The sequence below is a fragment of the Pseudomonas sp. GW821-FHT12A04 genome (assembly GCF_058807755.1).
Window position 1 is genome coordinate 112,552 of record NZ_JBXAQZ010000012.1, and the last position, 23,194, is coordinate 135,745.

Here is a 23,194-nt window from a genome sequence, read left to right on the forward strand (position 1 = left end):
GGTCCGACTCAGTCAGCTCAACACAAAGTAATCGCGATCTTCGAGCGGGCTAGTTCGACCTGCTGCAACTCGATGATCCGCAGCAGCGACTGAATGCGATTCAGGCGTTACTGGATGAGTTGCAGGGGGAGTTGTTTACCTGAGCAGCATTTGGCAAACATTGCACTCGATTGCCAGCATTGCTGGGTACCGGTGTTTTGATTAGTTTGGGGTTGTCCGCATAAAGCGGGTCACTTCAAAATATCAAAAGGATTTCAATGATGACTATTTTCACCAATGAGTGGGCGGCATGGGAAGCGGCCGCTGTAGGTTACCTGCTCAAACATGCAAGTTTTGGTCAGCCCTTCGAGGATACTGCAATTGCAGCAAGCCGGCTCGCTGATGCACTGATTCTGGAAATGCGTAAACGTCAACGTGCCTGATTGCAATTAGCTGAACGCATTCAAAAAGAACCCCGTCATATTGGTCGGGGTTCTTTTTTTATGAGAGGCCGAGATAAAACTGCACTCTTTTTAGTAGGCATACCGCAACATCGTATGGGGCAAGTGCCGCAATACGAAGAAGCCGAACAGGGCCACCAACGCCGGTAGCAGCAGCCACCAGACCTTGGGCGGCATTGCGTTCAGTGGTGCCTGACGTTGATTCAGCCAGAGGCTGGCTGCGCAGACACAGGCCGCCAGCATTGCACCTGCCAATACATCCGTCGGCCAATGTGCGCCGAGGTAAACCCTGGAGAGGGCAATCGCCAAGGCTGGAATGCAACCCAGTAGTAACCAGGTCAATCGCATCCGTGGCGGTTGTCCACGCCCGGCAAGTACGGCGAGGGTTAGAAACAGCGCGAAAGAACCCGAGGCGTGACCACTTGGCATGCTGTAACTGGTCAGTGGATCGCTCAGGACTTCCGGACGTACGCGAGCGAAGAAGTGTTTGGTCGCGGTGTTGGCCAGTGCCGTGCAGAGCAGGGTGCTGCAGGCGAAGATCGCTTGAGGCCATTGCCTGGCGATTACAAGTAGCGCTACGAGCAAAGCACTGAACACCAGCATGTTGCGGAATTCGCCGATCAGTGTGAAGACTACGGCTACTTCATCGAGCATCGGATTGCGATGCTCTTGCACCAGTGTCATCACGCCCTGATCGAGCGCGCTCAGATGCGAATAGCCGATAAACAACCCTGCCAGAATCAGAAAACTCATGCCGGTGATGAACATCGTGGCATTGCGATGCCGGCGCAGGCTACTGGTTGCGCTCAAGCCGACCATCACAGCAATGCTGCCGACAACAACTCCGGCCTGGAGCCAGAAGCCTTCGGGCAATGGCAAGCGGATTGCCGCGCCCGTGGCCCAGCCAGGCATCAGATAAGCTAACGACCAACCCGCGCCAGCCAACAGGCTGACAGCGAAGAAGCGCGGGAAAGGCATGTCGCACATTCCGGCCACCATCGGCAGCATTGGCCGCAAGGGGCCGATAAAGCGCCCAACCAGCAGGCTGGCGATGCCGTAGCGCTGGAAGTACGACTCGGCTCCGGCGATCCATTCCGGATGATGGCGCAAGCCCGGCAGGCGCCGGATGTTCTGATGGAAGTGCCGTCCCAGAAAATACGAAATGACGTCACCCAGCACCCCGGCGACGAAACCCAGCAAGAGCGTCTCACTGAGCGTCAGTGCGCCACTGCCTGCCAGTACCGCCACGGCGAACAGCAGCACCGTGCCGGGAACGATCAGCCCGGCAATCGCCAGGCATTCCACAAAGGCCACGATGAATACCGCTGCCGCCAGCCATTGCGGGTTGGCCGCCAACCATCCGGTCACGCTATCGAGCCATGGGCCCATAAAAACCACTCCATCAAATGTTCAATTTTCTACTTGTAGGCGCGAGCCTGCTCGCGATAGCGCACTTTGAGTCAACGGTGATGTTGATTGTGCTGACCTCATCGCGAGCAGGCTCGCTCCTACAGAAGATTCCTTCAGTTTCAAAATCCGGATCGGTCTCAGGACAGCACAAAATAATCGCGACCTTCGACCTGTCCCCGTCGTAGCGGGTTGCGCGTGCAATAAGGCGCGTAGGCCGCATCGACGAAGCGGTACATCAGGTGTTCATCGCGCCCGTGGGGAATGCCCAGGCGCGTGGTCTGGATGATGTGGGCGGGCGTCTGCCCGACGTGCTCTACCAGCAGCACTTCATGGTCGAAGCGTTTGGCGTCCCATACCGGCACTTTCAGGCCCAGCGCCTTGCAGAGCAGGGTTTGCCCGGCACAGAGTTTTTGTGACGGGCGAGGGTGGCCCTGGGAATCGGGATTGTTCAGTAGCATCTGCGCCAGGCTGGCCGGCCCGCTCAATTGATCGACCCACGGGTAGGCGGATTTGATCAGTACCGCGTTTCCCGGCCCTTGAGCACTGAAGTTCAGTGAGTCGCCGCCCCGAGCGTAATACATATAGATGTGGCCGCCATCCAGAAACAAAGCCTTACGCTTTTCTGTGTAGCCGAGGGATGCGTGGCTGCCCTTTTCCGCGCAGTAGTAGGCCTCGGTCTCGATAATTCGGGCGCTGAGCCACAGGTCGCCCACTCGATGGCGAATGACTTTGCCCAGTAAATCCCGGGCCAGAATTTGCGCGTCACGGTCGAAAAACGCGTCCGGGAGACCCGTGGGCAGGCTCGCGGCGGACGCTCGAACAGTCAGATTGGACATGATGACCGGCATTTGTCAGGGCTGAATGAGTCGTGATGATAACAATTTGCAGCTTAATCCCGGCTGAACATCGGCAATTTGCCCTCCATTTCGACCATCCGCCCGTCACCGCTGTTAGTCGGTGGGCGCGACAGCTATAATCTGTCGCTTTACTCTTTACCAAGACCTAATCAAAGACCACGCCAGACCATGACTGAGTCCGTTCTTGACTACATGACCCGCCTGGGTCGCGCTGCCCGCGAAGCTTCCCGCGTGATCGGCCGTGCCAGTACCGCGCAGAAAAACCGCGCCCTGCAGGCCGCCGCCAACGCGCTGGACGCTGCCCGCGCCGAGCTGACGGCGGCCAATGAACAGGATTTGGCTGCCGGTCGCGCCAATGGTCTTGAGCCGGCCCTGCTTGAGCGCCTGGCACTGACCCCGGCGCGTATCGACGGCATGATCGTCGGCCTGCGTCAGGTGGCAGCCCTGCCGGACCCGGTCGGCGCTATCCGTGACATGAGCTTCCGTCCGTCCGGTATTCAGGTCGGCAAGATGCGCGTGCCACTGGGCGTGATCGGAATCATCTACGAGTCGCGACCGAACGTGACCATCGATGCGGCCAGTCTGTGCCTGAAGTCCGGTAACGCGACCATCTTGCGTGGCGGTTCCGAGGCCATTCATTCCAATCGCGCCATCGCCGCCTGCATTCAGCGTGGCCTGGCCGAGGCCGATCTGCCGGCCGCAGTGGTGCAAGTGGTCGAAACCACCGATCGCGCTGCCGTCGGCGCGCTGATCACCATGCCTGAATACGTTGATGTCATCGTGCCGCGCGGCGGTCGTGGCCTGATCGAGCGCGTCAGCCGTGATGCCCGTGTCCCGGTGATCAAACACCTGGACGGCATCTGCCACGTTTACGTGAGTGAACACGCCGATCTGGCCAAGGCCCAGCGCATCGCGTTCAATGCCAAGACTTACCGTTATGGCATCTGCGGTGCCATGGAAACGCTGCTGGTCGATCAAACCGTCGCCAGGGAGTTCCTGCCGGCGATGGCGGCACAGTTCCGCGAAAAAGGCGTCGAACTGCGCGGCTGCGAGCGTACCCGGGCAATCATCGATGCCGTGGCCGCTACCGAAGAAGACTGGAGCACCGAGTACCTGGCGGCGATTTTGTCGATCCGCGTGGTCGACGGACTGGGACAGGCCATCGAGCACATCAATCATTACGGTTCCCATCACACCGATTCGATTGTCAGCGAACACCAGGGCGACACCCGGCGTTTCGTGGCTGAAGTCGACTCCTCGTCGGTGATGATCAATACCCCGACATGCTTCGCCGATGGCTTCGAATACGGATTGGGTGCCGAGATCGGCATTTCTACTGATAAGCTGCACGCCCGCGGCCCGGTGGGCCTCGAGGGACTGACCTGCGAGAAGTACATCGTGGTCGGCGACGGGCAGTTGCGCGGACAGGAGCCGGTCTGACTTGGGCGACTTCGACCCGTCAGCCCCGGTCACCGTCAGCGAGCCAGCCCCTCGCCGCATTGGTGTGCTGGGCGGAACGTTCGACCCGGTGCACATCGGCCATTTGCGCGGTGCGCTGGAAGTCGCCGAAACACTTGCGCTCGATGAGTTGCGCCTGACACCCAGTGCCAGGCCGCCCCATCGGGACAAGCCGCAGGTGTCGGCAAAAGACCGTCTGGCGATGGTCGAGTGCGCGGTGGCCGGTGTGGCGCCGTTGGTGGTGGACGCCCGCGAATTGCAGCGGGACAAACCGTCCTACACCATTGATACCCTGGAACTGATGCGCGCCGAACTGGCCGTATCCGACCAGGTTTTTCTGCTTTTGGGCTGGGACGCTTTTTGCGGCCTGCCCACTTGGCACCGCTGGGAAGAGTTGCTCCAGCATTGCCATATCCTGGTGTTGCAACGCCCGGATGCCGACAGCGAACCGCCGGATGCCTTGCGCAACCTGCTGGCAGCGCGCTCGGTGAGCGACCCGCTGGCCCTCAAAGGGCCGAGCGGACAGATTGCATTCGTCTGGCAGACACCGCTCGCGGTATCCGCCACCCAGATCCGTCAACTGCTGGCCAGCGGTAAGTCGGTACGTTTCCTGGTGCCCGACGCGGTCCTGGCCTACATCGATGCGCACGGACTCTACCGTGCGTCGAACTGAATGGGAGTGCCTCAAGGCACGTGGCAACAACGTGTATTGAAGCGCCCGAACAAACGAGCAAAACGAGTTTTATATGACGAGCAACAACGAAAGCAAAGTAAAACGCAAAGGCACATTCAAGAGTGCCCCGCTGCCGGAAAAGGTCCTCGCCGCCGAGCCGCCTAAAGGCGACGAGCTGGTCAAGATCGCCGTAGCCGCCCTTGAAGACGTCAAGGCCCAGGACGTGCTGGTGATTGATGTTCGCGACAAGCAGAGCATCACTGACTACATGATCATCGCCACCGGTACCTCCAACCGCCAGATCGGCGCGATGCTGGACAAGGTTCGCGAGGCCGTCAAAGCCCTGGGTATCAAGCCGCTGGGTGAAGAAGGCAAGGGCGACAGCGACTGGGTGCTGTTGGACATGGACGACGTGATCGTTCACATGATGACCTCCAACGCCCGTCAGTTCTACGACCTGGAGCGCCTGTGGAAGGGTGCCGAGCAGAGCCGTGCGGCCGATGGCAAGCACCACAGCCCTGAAGTTGGTCACGAGCACTTCAACAAGCTCAACAAAGACCAGGAATAAGGGACCGCTGTGCGACTGCGACTGATCGCCGTCGGTTCACGCATGCCCAAGTGGGTGGAAGAAGGCTGGCATGAATATGCCAAGCGTCTTCCGTCCGAGCTGGCGCTGGAACTGGTGGAAATTCCGCTCAATACCCGTGGCAAGAACGCCGACGTGGCCCGTTTCATCCGTCAGGAAGGCGAAGCCATGTTGGCCAAGGTCGGGCCGAACGAGCGGATTGTCACTCTCGAAGTCCATGGCAAGCCCTGGAGTACCGAGCAACTGGCGGTCGAGCTCGATCGCTGGCGGCTGGACTCGCGCACTGTCAACTTCATGGTCGGTGGCCCCGAAGGGCTGGCGCCGGAAGTCTGTGCCCGGGCCGACCAGCGCTGGTCGTTGTCGCCGCTGACCTTGCCGCACCCGCTGGTGCGGATCCTGATCGGCGAACAGATGTACCGTGCCTGGACCGTGTTGTCCGGTCACCCTTACCACAAGTAGTTCTGCCCTCATGTCCCAGCCGATCCGCATCAAGGACCACGAAAAAGACGCCCGTCTGGTGCGTGGTCGCGTCGTGTTCGGGGCCATTGCAGTGGTGGCGCTGATTGCGGTGTTGATCGCGCGTCTGTATTTCCTGCAGGTGATCCAGTACGAGTACCACTCGACCCTGTCGGAAAACAACCGCGTCCACGTGCAGCCGATTCCGCCGACTCGCGGGCTGATTTTCGACCGCAACGGCGTGGTGATTGCCGATAACCGGCCGAGTTTCAGCCTGAGCATGACCCGCGAGCGTTCCGGCGACTGGCAGCAGGTGCTCGACGTGATCGTCGAAGTGCTGGAACTGACGCCCGAGGACCGGGTGATCTTCGAGAAGCGCATGCGTCAGGGGCGCCGGCCGTTCGAGCCGGTGCCGATCCTGTTTGAGCTGAGCGAAGAGCAGATCGCCCGGATCGCCGTTAACCAGTTCCGCCTGCCGGGCGTGGAAGTGGTCGCGCAGTTGGTTCGTCACTATCCCCAGGGGGCGCACTTTGCTCACTCGGTGGGCTACATGGGGCGGATCAACGAGAAAGAGCTCAAGTCGCTGGACCCGGTCAATTACAGCGGCACCCACCATATCGGCAAAACCGGCATCGAGCGTTTCTACGAGCCTGAATTGCACGGCCAGGTGGGTTACGAGGAAGTCGAGACCAACGCCCGGGGCCGCGTACTGCGCGTGCTCAAGCGTACCGATCCGATTCCCGGCAAGGACATCGTCCTGAGTCTGGACATCAAATTGCAGGAAGCCGCCGAAGCTGCGCTCGGTGGTCGTCGTGGCGCGGTGGTAGCGCTGGACCCGAAAACCGGAGAAGTGCTGGCGATGGTCAGCCAACCGAGTTTCGACCCGAACCTGTTCGTCACCGGCATCAGCTTCAAGGCCTATTCCGAGCTGCGCGACTCCATCGACCGGCCGCTGTTCAACCGCGTGCTGCGTGGCCTGTACCCGCCGGGTTCGACCATCAAGCCCGCGGTGGCGATTGCCGGTCTGGACGCGGGCGTGGTGACGGCGTCGTCGCGAGTGTTCGACCCGGGTTACTACATGCTGCCCAACTACGATCACAAATACCGTAACTGGAATCGCACCGGTGACGGTTTCGTCGATCTCGATACGGCGATCATGCGTTCCAACGACACCTACTTCTATGACCTGGCCCACAAGCTGGGGATCGATCGGCTGTCGGCATACATGACCAAGTTCGGCATCGGCCAGAAAGTCTCCCTGGACATGTTCGAAGAGTCGCCGGGGCTGATGCCGTCCCGCGAATGGAAACGTGCGACCCGCCGGCAGGCGTGGTTCCCGGGTGAAACGCTGATTCTGGGGATCGGCCAGGGCTATATGCAGTCGACCCCGTTGCAACTGGCCCAGGCCACCGCTCTGGTCGCCAACAAAGGCGTCTGGAACCGTCCGCACCTGGCCAAGACCATCGAGGGCGTGAAGCCGGTGGATGAGAATCCGATGCCGGACATCATCCTGCGCGACCCCTCGGACTGGACCAGGGTCAACCACGGCATGCAGCAGGTTATGCATGGTGCCCGCGGTACGGCGCGCAAAGCCTCGATCGGCGCGCAATACCGGATCGCCGGCAAGTCGGGTACGGCCCAGGTGGTCGCGATCAAACAGGGTGAGAAGTATGACCGTTCCAAGGTTCAGGAGCGCCATCGCGACCACGCCCTGTTCGTCGGTTTCGCGCCGGCCGACGACCCGAAAATCGTGGTGTCGGTGATGGTTGAGAACGGCGAGTCCGGCTCCGGCGTCGCCGCGCCGGTGGTGCGCCAAATCATGGATGCCTGGCTCCTGGACCAGGACGGTCGGTTGAAGCCCGAATACGCCAGCCCTATCAGTGCAGAGGCTACCGCCCGTGATGAATAACTTCGATCGCATGCTCTCCAGTGAGGATGTGATGCGTCGCCGTGCGACGCTGCTGCAACGCCTGCACATCGACGGCCCGTTGCTGATCCTGCTGCTGACCCTGGCGGCCGGCAGCCTGTTCGTACTCTATTCGGCCAGTGGCAAAAGCTGGGATCTGCTGGCCAAACAAGCCACCTCTTTCGGCATCGGCCTGGTGTCGATGATCGTCATCGCCCAGTTCGAGCCACGCTTCATGGCCCGCTGGGTCCCGGTCGGTTATGTGATCGGCGTGCTGTTGCTGGTAGTCGTCGACGTCATGGGTCACAACGCCATGGGTGCTACCCGCTGGATCAACATTCCCGGGGTGATCCGCTTCCAGCCTTCGGAGTTCATGAAGATCCTGATGCCGGCGACCATCGCCTGGTACCTGTCCAAGCGCACCTTGCCGCCGCAACTCAAGCATGTGGGGGTGAGCCTGTTCCTGATCGGCTTGCCATTCATCCTGATCGTGCGTCAGCCCGACCTCGGCACTTCATTACTGATTCTGGCGGGGGGCGCCTTCGTGCTGTTCATGGGTGGCCTGCGCTGGCGCTGGATCCTCAGCGTGCTCGCTGCCGCCGTGCCGGTGTCCGTGGCCATGTGGTATTTCGTTATGCACGATTACCAGAAGCAGCGCGTCCTCACGTTCCTCGACCCGGAAAGTGACCCGCTAGGCACCGGCTGGAACATCATCCAGTCCAAGGCCGCCATCGGCTCCGGCGGGGTGTTCGGCAAGGGGTGGTTGCTGGGCACCCAGTCGCACCTGGACTTCCTGCCGGAAAGCCATACCGACTTCATCATTGCCGTATTGGGTGAAGAGTTCGGCCTGGTGGGGATCTGCGCGCTGTTGCTGATCTACCTGCTGTTGATCGGCCGCGGCCTGGTGATTACCGCCCAGGCGCAGACATTGTTCGGCAAGTTGCTCGCGGGCAGCCTGACCATGACGTTTTTTGTTTATGTTTTCGTCAACATCGGTATGGTCAGTGGCCTGTTGCCGGTGGTGGGGGTGCCGTTGCCGTTCATTAGCTACGGAGGAACTTCGCTGGTGACGCTACTGTCAGCGTTTGGGGTTTTGATGTCGATCCATACCCATCGCAAGTGGATCGCGCAGGTTTGAATAAGGTGAAATTTTCAATGCAAGTAATGCGTGGCTGGGCGACTCGATACGCGCCATGGGTCAGCCTGGTAAGCATCCTTGGCACCATGCCGGACGCGTTGGCCGGCGACTACGAAGGCTCACCCCAGGTGGCCGAATTCGTCGGTGAAATGACCCGCGACTACGGTTTCGCCGGTGAACAATTGATGGGTGTGTTCCGCGAAGCCGAGCGCAAGCAGTCGATTCTGGACGCCATCTCCAAACCTGCCGAACGGGTCAAGCAGTGGAGCGAGTATCGCCCGATGTTCATCACCGATGCGCGCATAGCCCGGGGTGTGGATTTCTGGCGTCAGCACGAAGCGGTGTTGGCTCGTGCCGAGCAGGAATATGGCGTGCCGGCCCAGGTGATTGTCTCGATCATCGGTGTTGAAACCTTTTTCGGCCGTAATACCGGAAATTTCCGGGTGATCGATGCCTTGTCGACCCTGGGTTTCGACTATCCTCCCCGTGCCGAGTTTTTCCGCAAGGAGTTGCGTGAGTTCCTGCTGCTGGCCCGCGAAGAGCAGGTCGATCCGTTGACGCTCAAAGGCTCCTACGCTGGCGCAATGGGATTGCCGCAGTTCATGCCGAGCAGTTTCCGCGCTTATGCAGTGGATTTCGACGGTGATGGCCATATCAACATCTGGACCAATCCGGATGATGCCATTGGCAGTGTCGCCAGTTACTTCAAGCGCCATGGCTGGGTCGCCGGCGAACCGGTAGTCAGCCGCGGCGATGTCCGTGGCGATCAGGTCGACGAAGGTTTGACCACCGGTATCGAACCGACGAAAACCGTCGGGGAGTTGCGAGCCCTGGGGTGGTCAAGTCATGATGCGCTGCGCGATGATATGCCGGTTACTGCGTTCCGCCTGGAAGGCGACAATGGCTCCGAGTACTGGATGGGCCTGAAGAATTTTTACGCGATCACGCGATATAACCGCAGCGTGATGTACGCCATGGCCGTACATCAACTGTCTGAACAGCTGGTCCAAGCACGGGGCGTCAAGTAATGCGGGCATTGCCTATCAATAAACCCCTGAAGCTGATGGCATTCGCCGCGTTGGCAATGCTGGTCGCCAGTTGTTCGACCAGCCGTGCGCCGGCCCAGAAGACCAGCAGCACCGCTGTGCGCACGACGCCGGGGCTGGACATCAACCGCGCCCACAAGGATGGCGCGCCATGGTGGGATGTCGATGTTTCGCGTATCCCGGACGCCACGCCGACCCTGCACACCGGCCCGTACAAGGCCGCTCCTTACTCGGTACTGGGCAAAACCTACTTTCCGCTGCAGGAGTCAAAGACCTACGTGCAGTCGGGCACGGCGTCCTGGTACGGCACCAAGTTTCACGGCCAGAACACCGCCAACGGCGAAGTGTATGACCTGTACGGCATGAGCGCTGCCCACAAGACTCTGCCACTGCCAAGTTACGTTCGGGTGACCAACCTGGACAACAACAAGTCGGTGATCCTGCGCGTCAACGACCGCGGGCCGTTCTATTCGGACCGGATCATCGACTTGTCCTACGCGGCCGCCAAGAAACTCGGTTACGCCGAAACCGGCACCGCGCGGGTCAAGGTCGAAGGCATCGATCCGCAGCAATGGTGGGCCGCCAAGGGCCGTCCGGCACCATTAATGCTCAACGAACCGAAAGTCGCGCAGAATAGCGCCCCGGTGATCACGGCTTCGGCCGGCACCGTCGAGCAATGGACGCCGCCGCCGCAGCAACACGCCGCCGCGGTGGTGCCCGTGCAGCTCGATGCAAAAAAAAACGCTTCTGTAGCAGCCTCTGGCCAGTATCTGCAGGTGGGCGCGTTCGCCAACCCGGACGCTGCAGAACTCCTGAGATCGAAGCTCAGCGGGATGGTGAGCGCTCCGGTGTTCATCAGCTCGATCGTGCGCAATCAGCAGACCCTGCATCGGGTTCGCATGGGCCCGATCGGTTCGCCGGGTGAAATCCAGCAAGTACAGAACAGCGTGCGCCTGGCCAATCTCGGTTCGCCGAGTGTGGTCACGGAGTAATACGTAGAGCTTGATTGACGGTTCGTCTGCGGTATTGGGGGGCGAACCAGGTTGTTGACTCGTTGAAGAACAAAAGCCCGGCAAGGGTGACTGAGTGAGCAACTGAACACGCGATGACTCGTTAGAAAGTCATTTGATTAGTTTTGCCCTTGGGCAAGTTTCCATTAGCGATTTCGAGAGACGGATGAACATCACCACCTTTGCCAAACGCCTGTTCCTGCTAGTCCCGCTGCTTCTCTCACCCGCCGCGTTCGCGGTCGAGATGATGCCTTCGCCACCACAACTGGCCGCCAAGGCCTATGTGCTCATGGATGCCAGCAGCGGCAACGTGCTGGTCGAGAACAACGGTGACCAGCGTCTGCCGCCGGCCAGCCTGACCAAGCTGATGACCGCGTACATCGCGACTCTGGAAATCCGTCGTGGCCAGATCGGCGAAAACGATCCGGTGACCGTCAGCGAAAACGCCTGGCGTACCGGCGGTTCGCGGATGTTCATCAAGGTCGGCTCGCAGGTGACTGTCAGCGACCTGTTGCACGGCATCATCATCCAGTCGGGCAACGACGCCAGCGTTGCGCTCTCCGAGCACATCGCCGGTAGCGAAGACGCGTTCGCCGACATGATGAACAAAACCGTTGGCGACCTGGGCATGACCAACAGCCACTTCATGAACCCGACCGGTCTGCCGAACCCTGAGCACTACTCGTCGGCTCACGACATGGCCGTACTGGCTCGCGCGATCATCCACGAAGACCCGGCTCACTACGCGATCTACTCGCAGAAAGAGTTCTTCTGGAACGGCATCAAGCAACCGAACCGCAACCTGCTGCTGTGGCGCGACAAGACCGTCGACGGCCTGAAAACCGGTCACACCGACGAAGCCGGCTATTGCATGGTGTCTTCGGCCGTACGTGATGGCATGCGTCTGATCGCCGTGGTCTTCGGCACCAACAGCGAAGTGGCCCGTGCCGCCGAAACCCAGAAGCTGCTGACCTACGGTTTCCGTTTCTTCGAAACCCAGACCTTCTATCAGAAGGGCACCGAGCTGGCTCAGGCTCCAGTCTGGAAAGGCTCCACCAACCAGATCAAGGCTGGCCTGGCGCAAGACCTGACCATGACCCTGCCAAAAGGCCAGCTGAAAAAGCTCGCTGCCAGCATGACCATGAACCCGCAACTGATCGCGCCAATCGCCAAGGGCGACGTGATCGGTAAAGTCGAAGTGAAACTGGACGACAAGGTGGTGCACAGCGCCGATCTGATCGCTCTGGACGCTGTCGAGGAAGGTGGTATCTTCCGCCGCATGTGGGATAGCATCCGTCTATTCTTCTACGGCTTGTTCAACTGAATTTAGTGTGCACCTGCATGGCTCCGCGCTGATCTGGCGCGCAGCCATGCCCGTCGCCACGGCTTACGCTTACGAGGCCGTTACGCCATGACCGATACCGAAGTAAAGGCGCCAAAGATCGAGTTCCCTGCCAATGATTACCCGGTTAAGGTGATCAGCGACACCGGCGTGGGCAACAAGGACAGAATCATCGACATCGTCCGCAAATATGCAACGATCAACGATGAGCGTGTTGATGAGCGCCAGAGCAGCAACGGCAAATACACCACCATTCAGTTGCACATCGTCGCGACCGACCAGGACCAGCTGTACAACATCAACAGCGAACTGCGGGCAACCGGTTTCGTGCACATGGTGCTGTGATGTCCGGTGTGCTGGGCTTTCGCGAACTCGGCCAGATGGCTTACGAGCCGGTCTGGCATGCCATGCAACGCTTCACCAACGAACGCGGCAACGATGCCGCCGACGAGATCTGGCTGGTCGAACACCCTGCGGTGTTCACCCAGGGCCAGGCCGGCAAGGCCGAGCATCTGCTGCTTCCCGGTGATATTCCGGTGGTGCAGGTCGACCGTGGTGGTCAGGTGACCTACCACGGCCCCGGCCAACTGGTGGCTTATCTGCTGCTGGACGTGCGCAAGCTCGGGTTTGGCGTGCGCGATCTGGTCAGCCGGATGGAGCAATGCCTGATCGAGCTGCTGGCCAGTTACGGTGTCACCGCCGTGGCCAAGCCCGATGCGCCGGGTGTCTACGTCGACGGGGCGAAAATCGCCTCCCTGGGTCTACGGATCCGCCACGGTTGTTCCTTTCATGGCCTGGCCTTGAACGTGGACATGAACCTGGAACCGTTTCGACGGATTAATCCCTGCGGCTACGCCGGGCTGGCGATGACCCAGCTGAGCGATCACGCAGGATCGATTGAATTTGCCGAGGTAAGTGCCCGGCTGCGCGCGCAGCTCGTCAAACACCTCGACTATGCTGAGCAGACGACCCTGACGGGCGGAATCGACTGATATGACTACTGATGCAGTGCAAACCATGATCCCGACGCTTGATGTCACCGAGCGCCCGGCCCCGCGTCCCAAGGTTGAAGCCGGCGTCAAGCTGCGCGGCGCCGAAAAGGTTGCACGCATCCCGGTGAAGATCATTCCGACCACCGAACTGCCGAAGAAGCCGGACTGGATTCGCGTCCGCATCCCGGTTTCGCCGGAAGTCGACCGCATCAAGGCCCTGCTGCGCAAACACAAGCTGCACAGCGTGTGCGAAGAGGCGTCCTGCCCGAACCTGGGCGAGTGCTTCTCCGGCGGCACCGCGACCTTCATGATCATGGGTGACATCTGCACCCGTCGTTGCCCGTTCTGCGACGTCGGCCACGGCCGTCCGAAGCCGCTGGACGTCAACGAGCCGGAAAGCCTGGCCATTGCCATCGCCGACCTGCGCCTGAAGTACGTGGTGATCACTTCGGTAGACCGCGACGACCTGCGTGACGGCGGTGCCCAGCACTTTGCCGACTGCATCCGCGAAATCCGCAAGCTGTCGCCGAACGTGCAGCTCGAAACCCTGGTCCCGGACTACCGTGGCCGCATGGACATCGCGCTGGAAATCACCGCCGCCGAGCCGCCGGATGTGTTCAACCACAACCTGGAAACCGTGCCACGTCTGTACAAGGCTGCCCGCCCAGGTTCGGACTATCAGTGGTCGCTGACCCTGCTGCAACGCTTCAAGCAGATGATGCCGCACATTCCGACCAAGTCCGGCCTGATGCTGGGTCTGGGCGAGACCGACGAAGAAGTCATCGAAGTCATGAAGCGCATGCGCGAGCACGACATCGACATGCTGACCCTCGGCCAGTATCTGCAACCGTCCCGCAGCCACTTGCCGGTACAGCGTTTCGTGCACCCGGACACCTTCGCCTGGTTCGCCGAGGAAGGTTACAAGATGGGCTTCAAGAACGTCGCTTCCGGTCCATTGGTTCGCTCCTCGTACCACGCCGACGAGCAGGCGAAGCTGGTCAAGGCCGAGCTGATGTCGTCCTGATCGACTGTGAAACATAAAACGCCCGCAAGGTTTCAAAGCCTTGCGGGCGTTTTTTTGCCTGGCCTACGATAACGGCTGCCTTTTCCTGCAACCTGCGGGGCAACGGTTCCTCTTCTGTTTGTCCCCGTTCCTGACTACTGTGTGCTGATGTTTTCACGCAGGGAGATTCACGGATGACCGCTCGACCGACCCTCACCCTTTGCCCTCATGCTCCCGTCCCGGCACTGCCGTCGGAAGGCATGATCGGCGTTATCGCACCCGCCGGTCCCGCGCCGCTGGACACCGACAAGGCGGTGCAATGGATGCGTGCCCGGGGTTATTCACTGAAAGTGTTTCCCGGGGTCTACGAAAAAAACGGCTACCTGGCCGGCAGTGACGAGGTGCGACTCGACGATCTGCATGCAGCGTTCGCCGACAGCGAGGTGGATGCGATCATCTGCCTGCGCGGTGGTTATGGCACGCCCCGGCTGCTCGACCGCATCGATTTTGATTTGCTGCGTGACAACGCCAAGCCGTTCGTCGGCTACAGCGATATCACTGCGCTGCATTTGGCGATCAGTCGTTATGCCGGCTTCGTGACCTTTCATGGTCCGTTGCTCAATGCCGACCTGCTGGGTGAGAAGCAAATACCTACCGAGTCTTCGTTCTTCAACATGCTGCGAGGGAAGGTGAGGGCGGGAACAGTGCTGGCGCATCCGGTGGCCTACCCGCTGACCACGATCGAGCCAGGCGTGGCTCACGGGCGCTTGCTCGGTGGCAATCTGGCCATGATCGCCGCGACCATGGGCACGCCCTACGAGATTGACGCCGAGGGCGTCATTCTGTTGATCGAGGATATCAACGAGCCGCTGTATCGCATCGACCGGTTGCTCACCCATCTGCGGCTGGCAGGCACGTTGCACAAGCTGCGCGGCGTGTTGGTCGGGGATGTGGCGGGGGTTGAGGTGGTGGCGCTGGACAGGTTGCTCAAGCAGATCTTCGAGCCATTGAAGATTCCGGTGCTGTCCGGGTGGCGCAGCGGCCATTGCGACCCGAACCTGACGTTACCCATGGGGGCGCTGATCAGGCTGGATGCGGGAAACAAGGAATTGATGCTGGAGCAGGATGTGGTGGCCAGGCGCTAGATTTTTATCGCCTGTCAGTCAGTCTTCGCGGGCAAGCCCGCTCCCACAGTGTCCGCGTCGCACACAAATCATGTGAACGTCCCTGAACCTGTGGGAGCGGGCTTGCCCGCGATGCTTTTAGCGGTTACGCAGTCCTTCGAGCAACTTGTGCGTCGGATACCCATCTGCCGGCCAGCCAAACGACTGTTGGGCGCTGCGGATAGCCTTGCGGGTGTTGGCGCCGATGATCCCGTCGGCGGTGCCGGCGTCATAGTTTTGCGCGCTCAATAGGCTTTGCAGCTCGATCCGCTCGGTACGGCTCAGAGGCAGGTCATCCTTTGGCCACGTACCGCTGATCAAGCCTGCGCCATTGAAGCGTTCGGACAACAGGCTCACCCCCAGGGCATAGGACGACGAATTGTTGTACTTGAGAATCGCACGAAAGTTGTCGAGCACAAGGAACGCCGGGCCGCGGTAGCCAGCCGGCAATAGCAGTGCCGCAGACAGTTGCTCCGAGCCTGCCGGGACTTGGCCACCGTTGGGCAGCGTAACGCCCAGTTGGCGCCACTCGGCAACACTCTTGCGAATCGTGCCATCGGCCAGTACGTAGTTGAAGCCGCTCGGCAGCTGGACTTCAAAGCCCCACGGCTGACCTCTCTGCCAGCCGGAGCTTTGCAGGTAATGCGCGGTCGAGGCCAGGGCATCAGCCGAACTGCTCCAGATATCGCGACGGCCGTCGCCGTCGAAATCGACGGCGTGGGTGTTGTAGGTGGTCGGGATGAACTGGGTCTGGCCCATGGCGCCGGCCCAGGAACCGAGCATCTTTTCGGGTTCGATGTCGCCTTGTTGCAGGATTTGCAGGGCCGCGATCAATTGCGCGTGGGCGAAGCCGGGACGGCGGCCTTCGTAGGCCAGGGTCGCCAGCGAGTTGATCACCGACTTGCTGCCCTGGAACTGGCCAAAATTGCTTTCCATGCCCCACACGGCCACCAGCGCCTGACGATCAACGCCATAACGCTGCTCGATGCCTTGCAGGATGTCGGCGTACTGGTCGATCAGTGACTGGCCTTTGCGTACCCGCAGCGGCGACAACGCGCCATCGAGGTATTCCCACACCGGTTTTGCGAATTCCGGTTGGCTGCGATCGGCACGAATCACACTGGGGTCGAAGCTGACATTGGCGAAAGCGCGATCAAACAGATCGGCGCGGATACCGGCGGCCAGGGCATCCTTGCGGAAACCCGCCTGCCATTCGGCAAATGTCTGGGTAGGCTGGATGTCGAGGTTCTCACCCGTCGGAACCACCTGCGGAACAACCGCCGGGGCGGTAGCGACAGGAAGTGTCTGAAGCGGCTGAGCGTCGGCTGCGGTCGGTTTTTCCGCACAGGCGACAAGCAAAACAAGGCTGGAGGCAGCGATCAATTGGCGTAAGTGCCAACGATGGGGAAGACAAAAAGGCATGCACGGGTCCAGGGAATACGAATCAGGTACAGACCTTAACATGTTGAAGGGGGGTTCTGCTTTACGCTGCCAGAAAGTAAGAAGCCTCCCAGCTGTCAGACTGGAAGGCTTCGCGGCGGTAGCTGCCTTTGCCCTTGGTGGGGCGTTCCTGGCGGCTGCGGAACAATGGCTGGGCGATGATGGATTTGGCCTTGTTGGGGCCATGCTTTGATGGCTTTTTGCTCATGATGGTGCCTCGCAAGTGAGTGGTTTTTGCGGGGCAAATCATCGGCCGAAGTTGAGGGGCTGTCTAGTCCCGGTGGCTGTCGGAAAAAACGCCGTTCTTTGTAGGAGCGAGCTTGCTCGCGAAGCACTTGAGGGCGCTGCGTTAAATCAGAAAGTCTGCGTTATCTTTAACGACCATCGCGAGCAAGCTCGCTCGTACAGGGGGGGGGTTACTCAGCGGGTAGGGTTAAGCGTTGCCCGGCCATCAACAACGTCAGCCGGCTCAGGCTCATCCACGGCGAACCGGCCGCCTGGCCCTTGATCTGCGCGTCGATGCGCTGTGCTTCGAGCAGCAATTGCGCCCAGCGTTGCGCCGAGTAGCGTTGCAGGGCTTTGCTCATCAAGGGTTTTCGTTTGTCCCAGATCGGAGGTTTGGCCTGGCTGAAAGCCTTGTCCAGCGGCGTGCCCTGACTGTATTGCAGCGAAATATTGGCCAGCAGGCGCAACTCTCGGGCCAGGGCCCAGAGAATCACCGGCGGCTCGACGCCTTCGCCGCGCAACCCTTCGAGCATGCGCAAGGCATGGGCTGCTTCACCATTGAGAACCGCATCGGTCAGGCCAAAGACGTCGAAGCGCGCACTGTCGGCCACCGCAGCCTGCACGGTTTCAACGGTGATCTGACCCCCTTCGGCCATCAGTTTGAGCTTTTCGATTTCCTGGGCGGCGGCCAGCAAGTTGCCCTCGACCCGTGCCGCGATCAGCTCAACGGCGTCCTGGCTGGCGGAAAGCCCGGCCTGGGACAAACGTTGGCGGATCCAGCTTGGCAGTTGGGCGACATCGACCGGCCAGATCTGCACGAACTGGGTCTGTTGTCCTTCGACCAGCGCCTTGCCCCACTTGGTTTTCTGTGCGCTGCCATCGAGTTTCGGCAAGCTGATCAGCAGCACGGTGTCGTCGGCCGGGCGCGAGCAGTACTCGATCAGCGCGGCAGCGCCCTTGTCGCCGGGTTTGCCGGACGGCAGGCGCAGTTCCAGCAGGCGCTTTTCGGCGAACAGCGACATGCTGGCACCGGCTTGCAGCAGCGTCCCCCAGTCGAAACTGGCGTCGGCGGCAAACACCTGGCGTTCATCGAATCCCTGTTGGCGGGCGGCAGTGCGAACAGCATCGGCCGCCTCCTGGCACAACAACGGGTCATCGCCGCTGATGATATAGACCGGCGCAAGGGCGCCTTGCAGGTGTTTGGCGAGTTGGGCGGGGGCGAGCTTCATAAGAGAGGGCGAACGGGGCGCACAGGCGCCCCGTAAGTCTTACTGCTGTGGCAGTTCGACAGGCGACTGACGCGGGGTTTCCGCTTCAGCCTTCTTTGCCGCTTCCAGCGCCGCGGCATCAGCCTTGGCCCTGGCTTCGGCAGTCTGCTGCAACTGGTCCAGTTGGGTGGGGCTCAGTTGTTCCAGGCGCAGCATCATGCGTTGAACCAACTCCCGGCGGCCTTCTGTCCGGGCCGTTTCAGCTTCTTGGTCAGAGCCCACCAAGTTGTTGCCGTCGTGCATATAGATCTTCTGCACTTCAAGCTTGTCGCTCAACAGGGGCAGATCGCCGCGACCACGGATGTCGTAGCTCAACACGGTGGTGACTTGGTACTCGCCGGCACGACCGGCACCTGCGTAGGTGAGGATGCGCTGGCTTTCCTGTTCATTGGTCAGTACCAGCTTGTAAGGAGCGCCGGTATAGACCTTGACGCCGCTGCCAATCAGTACCTGACGCAACTGGGTAACGGTTGGGCCATAAGCGTTACGGGCGCTCAGGTCGAGTTCCTTGATCGCCAGTTCATTGGTGCCGGTGCCGCGCAGCTGGAAACCGCAGGCGCTCAGCAGAACCGCGAGGCCCATCACCAGCAGATTGCGTTTGATCATCTTGTTGCTCCCCTTGAAACCATGTGGGCCGATCAAGCGGCCCGAAAGGTTTTACTCGGCGCCAGGCTCACCTGGCGCCTGATCCAATTAGCTGGCGACGATATTGACCAGTTTCCCGGGCACTACGATCACTTTACGAATGGTCAGACCGTCGACGAAGCGCAGCACGTTCTCGTTGGCACGGGCGGCGGCTTCGACTTCTTCACGGCTGGCGCTGGCCGGCATTTCGATGTGGCCACGCAGCTTGCCGTTGACCTGAATCACCAGTTGCAGGCTGTCCTGTACCAACGCACTGTCATCCACCACCGGCCAACCGGCGTCGATCACAGGATCGGCGTGACCCAGTTGATTCCACAGCTCGTGGCTGATGTGCGGCGTGATCGGAGCCAGCAGCAGCGTCACGGTTTCCAGACCTTCGTGAATCAGTGCGCGATCCTGGTCGGTGGTTTGTGCGGCTTTTTCCAGTACGTTCATCAGCGTCATCACCTGAGCGATGGCGGTGTTGAACTTGTGGTTCTGGCCGACGTCCTGGCTGGCCTGCTTGATGGCCAGGTGGATCGAGCGACGAACGGCTTTCTGCTCGTCATTCAGGCTGGCGACGTCCAGTTTGCCCGGTAGGCCCTGAGTGACGTGGGCTTGAGCCAGGCGCCAGACGCGCTTGAGGAAACGGTGCGAACCTTCGACGCCGGAGTCGGACCATTCCGCGCTCATGTCAGGTGGCGAGGCGAACATCATGAACAGGCGGCAGGTGTCTGCGCCGAACTGGTCGATCATCGACTGTGGGTCGACACCGTTGTTCTTCGACTTGGCCATCTTCTCGGTGCCACCGATTTCCACCGGCAAGCCGTCGGCTTTCAACTTGGCGCTGATGACCTTGGCCTTGCTGTCACGCTCAAGCTCGACGTCCGCCGGGTTGAACCAGGTGTAAGCGCCATTGGCTTCGCGGCGATAGTAAGTCTCGGCGATCACCATGCCCTGGGTCAGCAGGTTCTTGAACGGTTCGTTGGAGCTCACCAGGCCTTCGTCGCGCATCAGCTTGTGGAAGAAGCGCGCATAGAGCAGGTGAAGAATCGCGTGTTCGATACCGCCGATGTACTGATCCACCGGCAGCCAGTGGTCGGCCGCCGATTTTTCCACCAGGCCGCCTTCAAAGTGCGGCGAGGCGTAGCGGGCGTAGTACCACGAGGACTCGACGAAGGTGTCCATGGTGTCGGTTTCACGCTTGGCAGGCTGGCCGCATTTAGGGCAGCTGCACTCGTAGAACTCGGGCATGCGCGCCAGTGGCGAACCGGCGCCATCGGGTACGACGTCTTCCGGCAGCACGACAGGCAGTTGATCTTCCGGTACCGGCACGTCACCGCAGGTGCCGCAGTGGATGATCGGGATCGGGCAGCCCCAGTAGCGCTGGCGGCTGATGCCCCAGTCGCGCAGACGGAACTGGGTACGCGAGGCGCCCAGTTCTTTCTTGATCAGCGCGACTTCGATAGCGTCGAAGGCGCCCGCGAAGTCCAGGTCGTCGAACTCGCCGGAATTGATCAGCGTGCCGTACTCGCCGTAGGCGTCTTGCCATGGCGCCGGGTTGCTGTCACCGGAGCTGGTGCGCACCACGGATTTGACCGGCAGGTTGTATTTGTGGGCGAATTCGAAATCGCGCTCGTCGTGGGCAGGAACAGCCATGACCGCGCCGTCGCCGTAATGCATCAGCACGTAGTTGGCGACCCATACCGGTAGCTTTTCACCGGTCAGTGGGTGCTCAACGAACAGGCCGGTCGGCAGGCCTTTTTTCTCTTGAGTCGCAACGTCGGCTTCCGCAACGCTGCCGCCCTTGCATTCAGCGATGAACGCTTGCAGCTCAGGGTTGTTCTGTGCGGCCAGGGTAGCCAGGTGGTGCTCGGCGGCGACGGCGACGTAGGTCGCGCCCATCAGGGTGTCCGGACGGGTGGTGAAGACTTTCAGCGCGCCCGCTTCGCCGATGGAATCGACGTTGTACGGGAACTGCACTTCCATGCCGCGGGACTTGCCGATCCAGTTGCGCTGCATGGTCTTGACCTGTTCAGGCCAGCCAGTCAGTTCGTCCAGGCTCTCCAGCAGTTCATCCGCGTAGGCGGTGATCTTGAAGTAGTACATCGGGATTTCGCGCTTTTCGATCAGCGCGCCGGAACGCCAGCCGCGACCGTCGATCACCTGTTCGTTGGCCAGGACGGTCTGGTCGACCGGGTCCCAGTTCACGGTGCCGCTTTTTTTGTAGATCACGCCTTTTTCGAACAGGCGGGTGAACAGCCATTGTTCCCAGCGGTAGTAATCGGGCTTGCAGGTGGTCACTTCACGCGACCAGTCCACCGCCAGGCCCAGGCTGCGCAGCTGGGATTTCATGTAGGCAATGTTTTCGTAGGTCCACTTGGCGGGCGCTACGTTGTTCTTCATCGCGGCGTTTTCCGCCGGCATGCCGAAGGCGTCCCAACCCATGGGTTGCAGAACGTTCTTGCCTTGCATGCGCTGGTAGCGGGAGATCACGTCGCCGATGGTGTAGTTGCGCACGTGCCCCATGTGTAGCTTGCCGCTGGGGTAAGGGAACATCGACAGGCAGTAGTAAGTCTCCTTGCCTGGCTGTTCGCTGACTTCAAAGGACTTTTGCTCGTCCCAGAACGACTGGGCGGCGGCTTCGATTTCACGGGGCTGATATTGTTCGTGCATGGCTACTTTTGAACTGAATAGGGGTGGCCTAATCCTCTTCAATGCAACGCTGGACGCTGATCACGCCGCATTGGCGTTTTCGATGTCCAGCCGAGCTGGAAGTGGAGTTACAGGAAGCGCCGTAGCATACATGACCGCGCTCTACCGAGGGAAACCCTGATTGCTGCCGCGCGTCCCGCAAAAACCGCCGCGAGGGCCGTTGGTCGCGGCGCTCAGCCGGTTTGTTCATGGAAGCTAAGCTCTAACTGGGGAGTAGGTCTTATCTTCCAATGAGGTGAGGGATGGTTGAGTCACAGCAAAAAGCTACAAAACCGGAGCTGTACGAAAGGCTGATCGATCGTTTGGCCCTGGCCTTGGAAGCGGCAAGAACTGCTGGCCGGTTGCGCGACGTACGCCCTCTGGAACTGGAACTGCGTGGCCTGAGCTCCGCAGAGTTTGCATTGATCAAGGCGTATCTGGATCGCAGTGAGCGTGAGACGCACGGATGCTTGTCAGAGGCGATAAAGCAACTCGACGCACCACGTTCGGCCAAGATCATCTGGCTCAAGGACAAGGTTCCCGGCAGAGACGCGGTAAAGGTCCGGTCTTTGCAGTTCAAATAAGACGCAGAGCGGTGCTCCAAGGTTTTTTGAAGCATAGTTCTTCTGTATTGATTGTCGCATTGCGCTAACCCACTTAGGCTTCGGGCATCTCCAGGAGATGCTCGATGCCTTTTCGTTACTTTGTAAAACAACTTCTTTTACCCCCCGGCATTCTATTGCTGCTGCTTTTGCTTGCCTGGTGGTTGCGCCGCTCAAGGCCAAGGCTCGCCGGTGTGTGCTTTGCACTGGGGCTGGGTGGTCTTTGGCTGATGAGCCTGCCGGTGGTGGTGCAGTGGAGTGCCCGCCTGCTCGAGCGCGAGCCACCGCTGGCCCGCGACGAATGGGCAGTGCTGGGGCAGCGCGCGGACGCCATCGTCGTCCTTGGTTCCGGGCGCGAGCGCGGTGACGTGGCCTGGGGTGCCGACCAGCCCACGGGTGTAGGCCTGGAGCGCCAGCGCTTTGCCGCGCGACTGACCAAGGCTTCCGGCCTGCCGGTACTGACCAGCGGCGGCTTGCATTACGGCACTCCGCCAAGCGAAGCGCAGATGATGGCTGATTCCTTGCGCGACGATTTTGGCGTGACCGTGCGCTGGCAGGAAGGACACAGCCGCACGACCTGGGAAAATGCGCAGTTCAGCGCCCAGGTGTTGCTACCACAGGGCATCAAACGTGTGGTGCTCGTGACTCATGCCGGGCATATGCCACGAGCGGTCTGGAGCTTCCGCAAGGCCGGGTTTGAGGTGGTGCCGGCGCCGGTAGGGTTTCTGAGCGGCGACAATGCGCGGCCACTGGGAGGCTGGATGCCGGAGTACAAGGCGATCTGGCAGAACGGGCAGTTGATGAACGAGGCGGTGGGGCAGATCGGTTATTCGTTGTTCTATCGTTGAGCGCTAATCCCTG

The 23,194-nt window shown here is 60.6% G+C and carries 23 protein-coding genes; 16 read left to right on the forward strand and 7 right to left on the reverse strand.

Annotation, left to right across the window (positions count from 1 at the left end; genetic code table 11):
• Positions 1-260: 260 nt before the first annotated feature.
• Positions 261-422, forward strand: coding sequence for a hypothetical protein (locus AC1RS8_RS19555; protein ID WP_157858919.1), 162 nt, complete (start codon positions 261-263; stop codon positions 420-422).
• A 90-nt stretch (positions 423-512) separates the two neighbouring features.
• Here AC1RS8_RS19555 and AC1RS8_RS19560 read toward each other — a convergent pair whose 3' ends face one another.
• Entirely contained in the window at positions 513-1,829 is a 1,317-nt protein-coding gene (locus AC1RS8_RS19560; protein WP_057713155.1) for a bifunctional DedA family/phosphatase PAP2 family protein, read from the reverse strand.
• Between the two features lie 158 nt (positions 1,830-1,987).
• A complete protein-coding gene (locus AC1RS8_RS19565; RefSeq protein WP_489339283.1) occupies positions 1,988-2,686 on the reverse strand; it encodes a DNA-3-methyladenine glycosylase in 699 nt (232 codons plus the stop codon).
• 189 nt (positions 2,687-2,875) lie between these two features.
• Here AC1RS8_RS19565 and AC1RS8_RS19570 point away from each other — a divergent pair, with 189 nt between their 5' ends.
• The 13 genes from AC1RS8_RS19570 to AC1RS8_RS19630 all read left to right on the forward strand — a co-directional run bounded on the left by AC1RS8_RS19570 (position 2,876) and on the right by AC1RS8_RS19630 (position 15,462).
• Positions 2,876-4,147, forward strand: coding sequence for a glutamate-5-semialdehyde dehydrogenase (locus tag AC1RS8_RS19570; protein WP_102670774.1), 1,272 nt, complete (start codon positions 2,876-2,878; stop codon positions 4,145-4,147).
• A 1-nt stretch (position 4,148) separates the two neighbouring features.
• Positions 4,149-4,838: a nicotinate-nucleotide adenylyltransferase gene (nadD, locus tag AC1RS8_RS19575; protein WP_007975898.1), complete on the forward strand. Its 690-nt coding sequence runs from the start codon at positions 4,149-4,151 to the stop codon at positions 4,836-4,838.
• Between the two features lie 73 nt (positions 4,839-4,911).
• Positions 4,912-5,406: a ribosome silencing factor gene (gene rsfS / locus AC1RS8_RS19580; protein WP_007975896.1), complete on the forward strand. Its 495-nt coding sequence runs from the start codon at positions 4,912-4,914 to the stop codon at positions 5,404-5,406.
• A gap of 9 nt (positions 5,407-5,415) precedes the next feature.
• Positions 5,416-5,883, forward strand: coding sequence for a 23S rRNA (pseudouridine(1915)-N(3))-methyltransferase RlmH (gene rlmH / locus AC1RS8_RS19585; protein WP_008052376.1), 468 nt, complete (start codon positions 5,416-5,418; stop codon positions 5,881-5,883).
• A 10-nt stretch (positions 5,884-5,893) separates the two neighbouring features.
• Positions 5,894-7,789, forward strand: coding sequence for a penicillin-binding protein 2 (mrdA, locus tag AC1RS8_RS19590; RefSeq protein WP_057713157.1), 1,896 nt, complete (start codon positions 5,894-5,896; stop codon positions 7,787-7,789).
• A 31-nt stretch (positions 7,790-7,820) separates the two neighbouring features.
• Entirely contained in the window at positions 7,821-8,924 is a 1,104-nt protein-coding gene (gene rodA, locus AC1RS8_RS19595) for a rod shape-determining protein RodA (protein WP_057716556.1), read from the forward strand.
• Between the two features lie 17 nt (positions 8,925-8,941).
• Positions 8,942-9,952, forward strand: a complete 1,011-nt coding sequence (gene mltB, locus AC1RS8_RS19600) for a lytic murein transglycosylase B (protein WP_057713158.1) — start codon at positions 8,942-8,944, stop codon at positions 9,950-9,952.
• On the forward strand, positions 9,952-10,962 hold the full coding sequence (locus tag AC1RS8_RS19605; RefSeq protein ID WP_057713159.1) for a septal ring lytic transglycosylase RlpA family protein: 1,011 nt from the start codon (positions 9,952-9,954) through the stop codon (positions 10,960-10,962). Before mltB ends, AC1RS8_RS19605 begins: the two co-directional genes overlap by 1 nt.
• Before the next feature lie 184 nt (positions 10,963-11,146).
• The gene (locus AC1RS8_RS19610; RefSeq protein WP_057713160.1) at positions 11,147-12,304 is read left to right on the forward strand and encodes a D-alanyl-D-alanine carboxypeptidase family protein; all 1,158 of its coding nucleotides are present in this window, start codon (positions 11,147-11,149) and stop codon (positions 12,302-12,304) included.
• An 87-nt stretch (positions 12,305-12,391) separates the two neighbouring features.
• Positions 12,392-12,667, forward strand: coding sequence for a DUF493 domain-containing protein (locus AC1RS8_RS19615; protein ID WP_008052383.1), 276 nt, complete (start codon positions 12,392-12,394; stop codon positions 12,665-12,667).
• Positions 12,667-13,314: a lipoyl(octanoyl) transferase LipB gene (lipB, locus tag AC1RS8_RS19620; RefSeq protein WP_046041686.1), complete on the forward strand. Its 648-nt coding sequence runs from the start codon at positions 12,667-12,669 to the stop codon at positions 13,312-13,314. The genes AC1RS8_RS19615 and lipB overlap by 1 nt, the downstream gene beginning before the upstream one ends.
• 25 nt (positions 13,315-13,339) lie before the next feature.
• On the forward strand, positions 13,340-14,338 hold the full coding sequence (gene lipA / locus AC1RS8_RS19625; RefSeq protein WP_162130289.1) for a lipoyl synthase: 999 nt from the start codon (positions 13,340-13,342) through the stop codon (positions 14,336-14,338).
• Between the two features lie 173 nt (positions 14,339-14,511).
• Complete coding sequence (locus AC1RS8_RS19630; RefSeq protein WP_489339281.1) at positions 14,512-15,462, forward strand: S66 peptidase family protein; 951 nt, start codon at positions 14,512-14,514, stop codon at positions 15,460-15,462.
• A gap of 117 nt (positions 15,463-15,579) precedes the next feature.
• Here the strand turns inward: AC1RS8_RS19630 and AC1RS8_RS19635 are convergent, their stop codons facing one another.
• The 5 genes from AC1RS8_RS19635 to leuS all read right to left on the reverse strand — a co-directional run bounded on the left by AC1RS8_RS19635 (position 15,580) and on the right by leuS (position 21,713).
• A complete protein-coding gene (locus AC1RS8_RS19635; protein WP_218497959.1) occupies positions 15,580-16,902 on the reverse strand; it encodes a lytic murein transglycosylase in 1,323 nt (440 codons plus the stop codon).
• Positions 16,903-16,963: 61 nt separating this feature from the next.
• Entirely contained in the window at positions 16,964-17,128 is a 165-nt protein-coding gene (gene arfA / locus AC1RS8_RS19640; protein ID WP_003228536.1) for an alternative ribosome rescue factor ArfA, read from the reverse strand.
• Between the two features lie 208 nt (positions 17,129-17,336).
• The gene (gene holA, locus AC1RS8_RS19645) at positions 17,337-18,374 is read right to left on the reverse strand and encodes a DNA polymerase III subunit delta (RefSeq protein WP_489339280.1); all 1,038 of its coding nucleotides are present in this window, start codon (positions 18,372-18,374) and stop codon (positions 17,337-17,339) included.
• 39 nt (positions 18,375-18,413) lie between these two features.
• Positions 18,414-19,019 (reverse strand): LPS-assembly lipoprotein LptE, encoded by a 606-nt coding sequence (locus tag AC1RS8_RS19650; RefSeq protein ID WP_057716557.1) that lies wholly within the window; start codon positions 19,017-19,019, stop codon positions 18,414-18,416.
• 87 nt (positions 19,020-19,106) lie between these two features.
• A complete protein-coding gene (leuS, locus tag AC1RS8_RS19655; protein WP_057713164.1) occupies positions 19,107-21,713 on the reverse strand; it encodes a leucine--tRNA ligase in 2,607 nt (868 codons plus the stop codon).
• A 281-nt stretch (positions 21,714-21,994) separates the two neighbouring features.
• Between leuS and AC1RS8_RS19660 the strand changes: the two genes are divergently transcribed.
• Positions 21,995-22,315, forward strand: coding sequence for a hypothetical protein (locus tag AC1RS8_RS19660; RefSeq protein WP_057713165.1), 321 nt, complete (start codon positions 21,995-21,997; stop codon positions 22,313-22,315).
• A gap of 104 nt (positions 22,316-22,419) precedes the next feature.
• A complete protein-coding gene (locus AC1RS8_RS19665) occupies positions 22,420-23,181 on the forward strand; it encodes a YdcF family protein (protein WP_090451588.1) in 762 nt (253 codons plus the stop codon).
• The last annotated feature ends 13 nt before the right edge of the window (positions 23,182-23,194 follow it).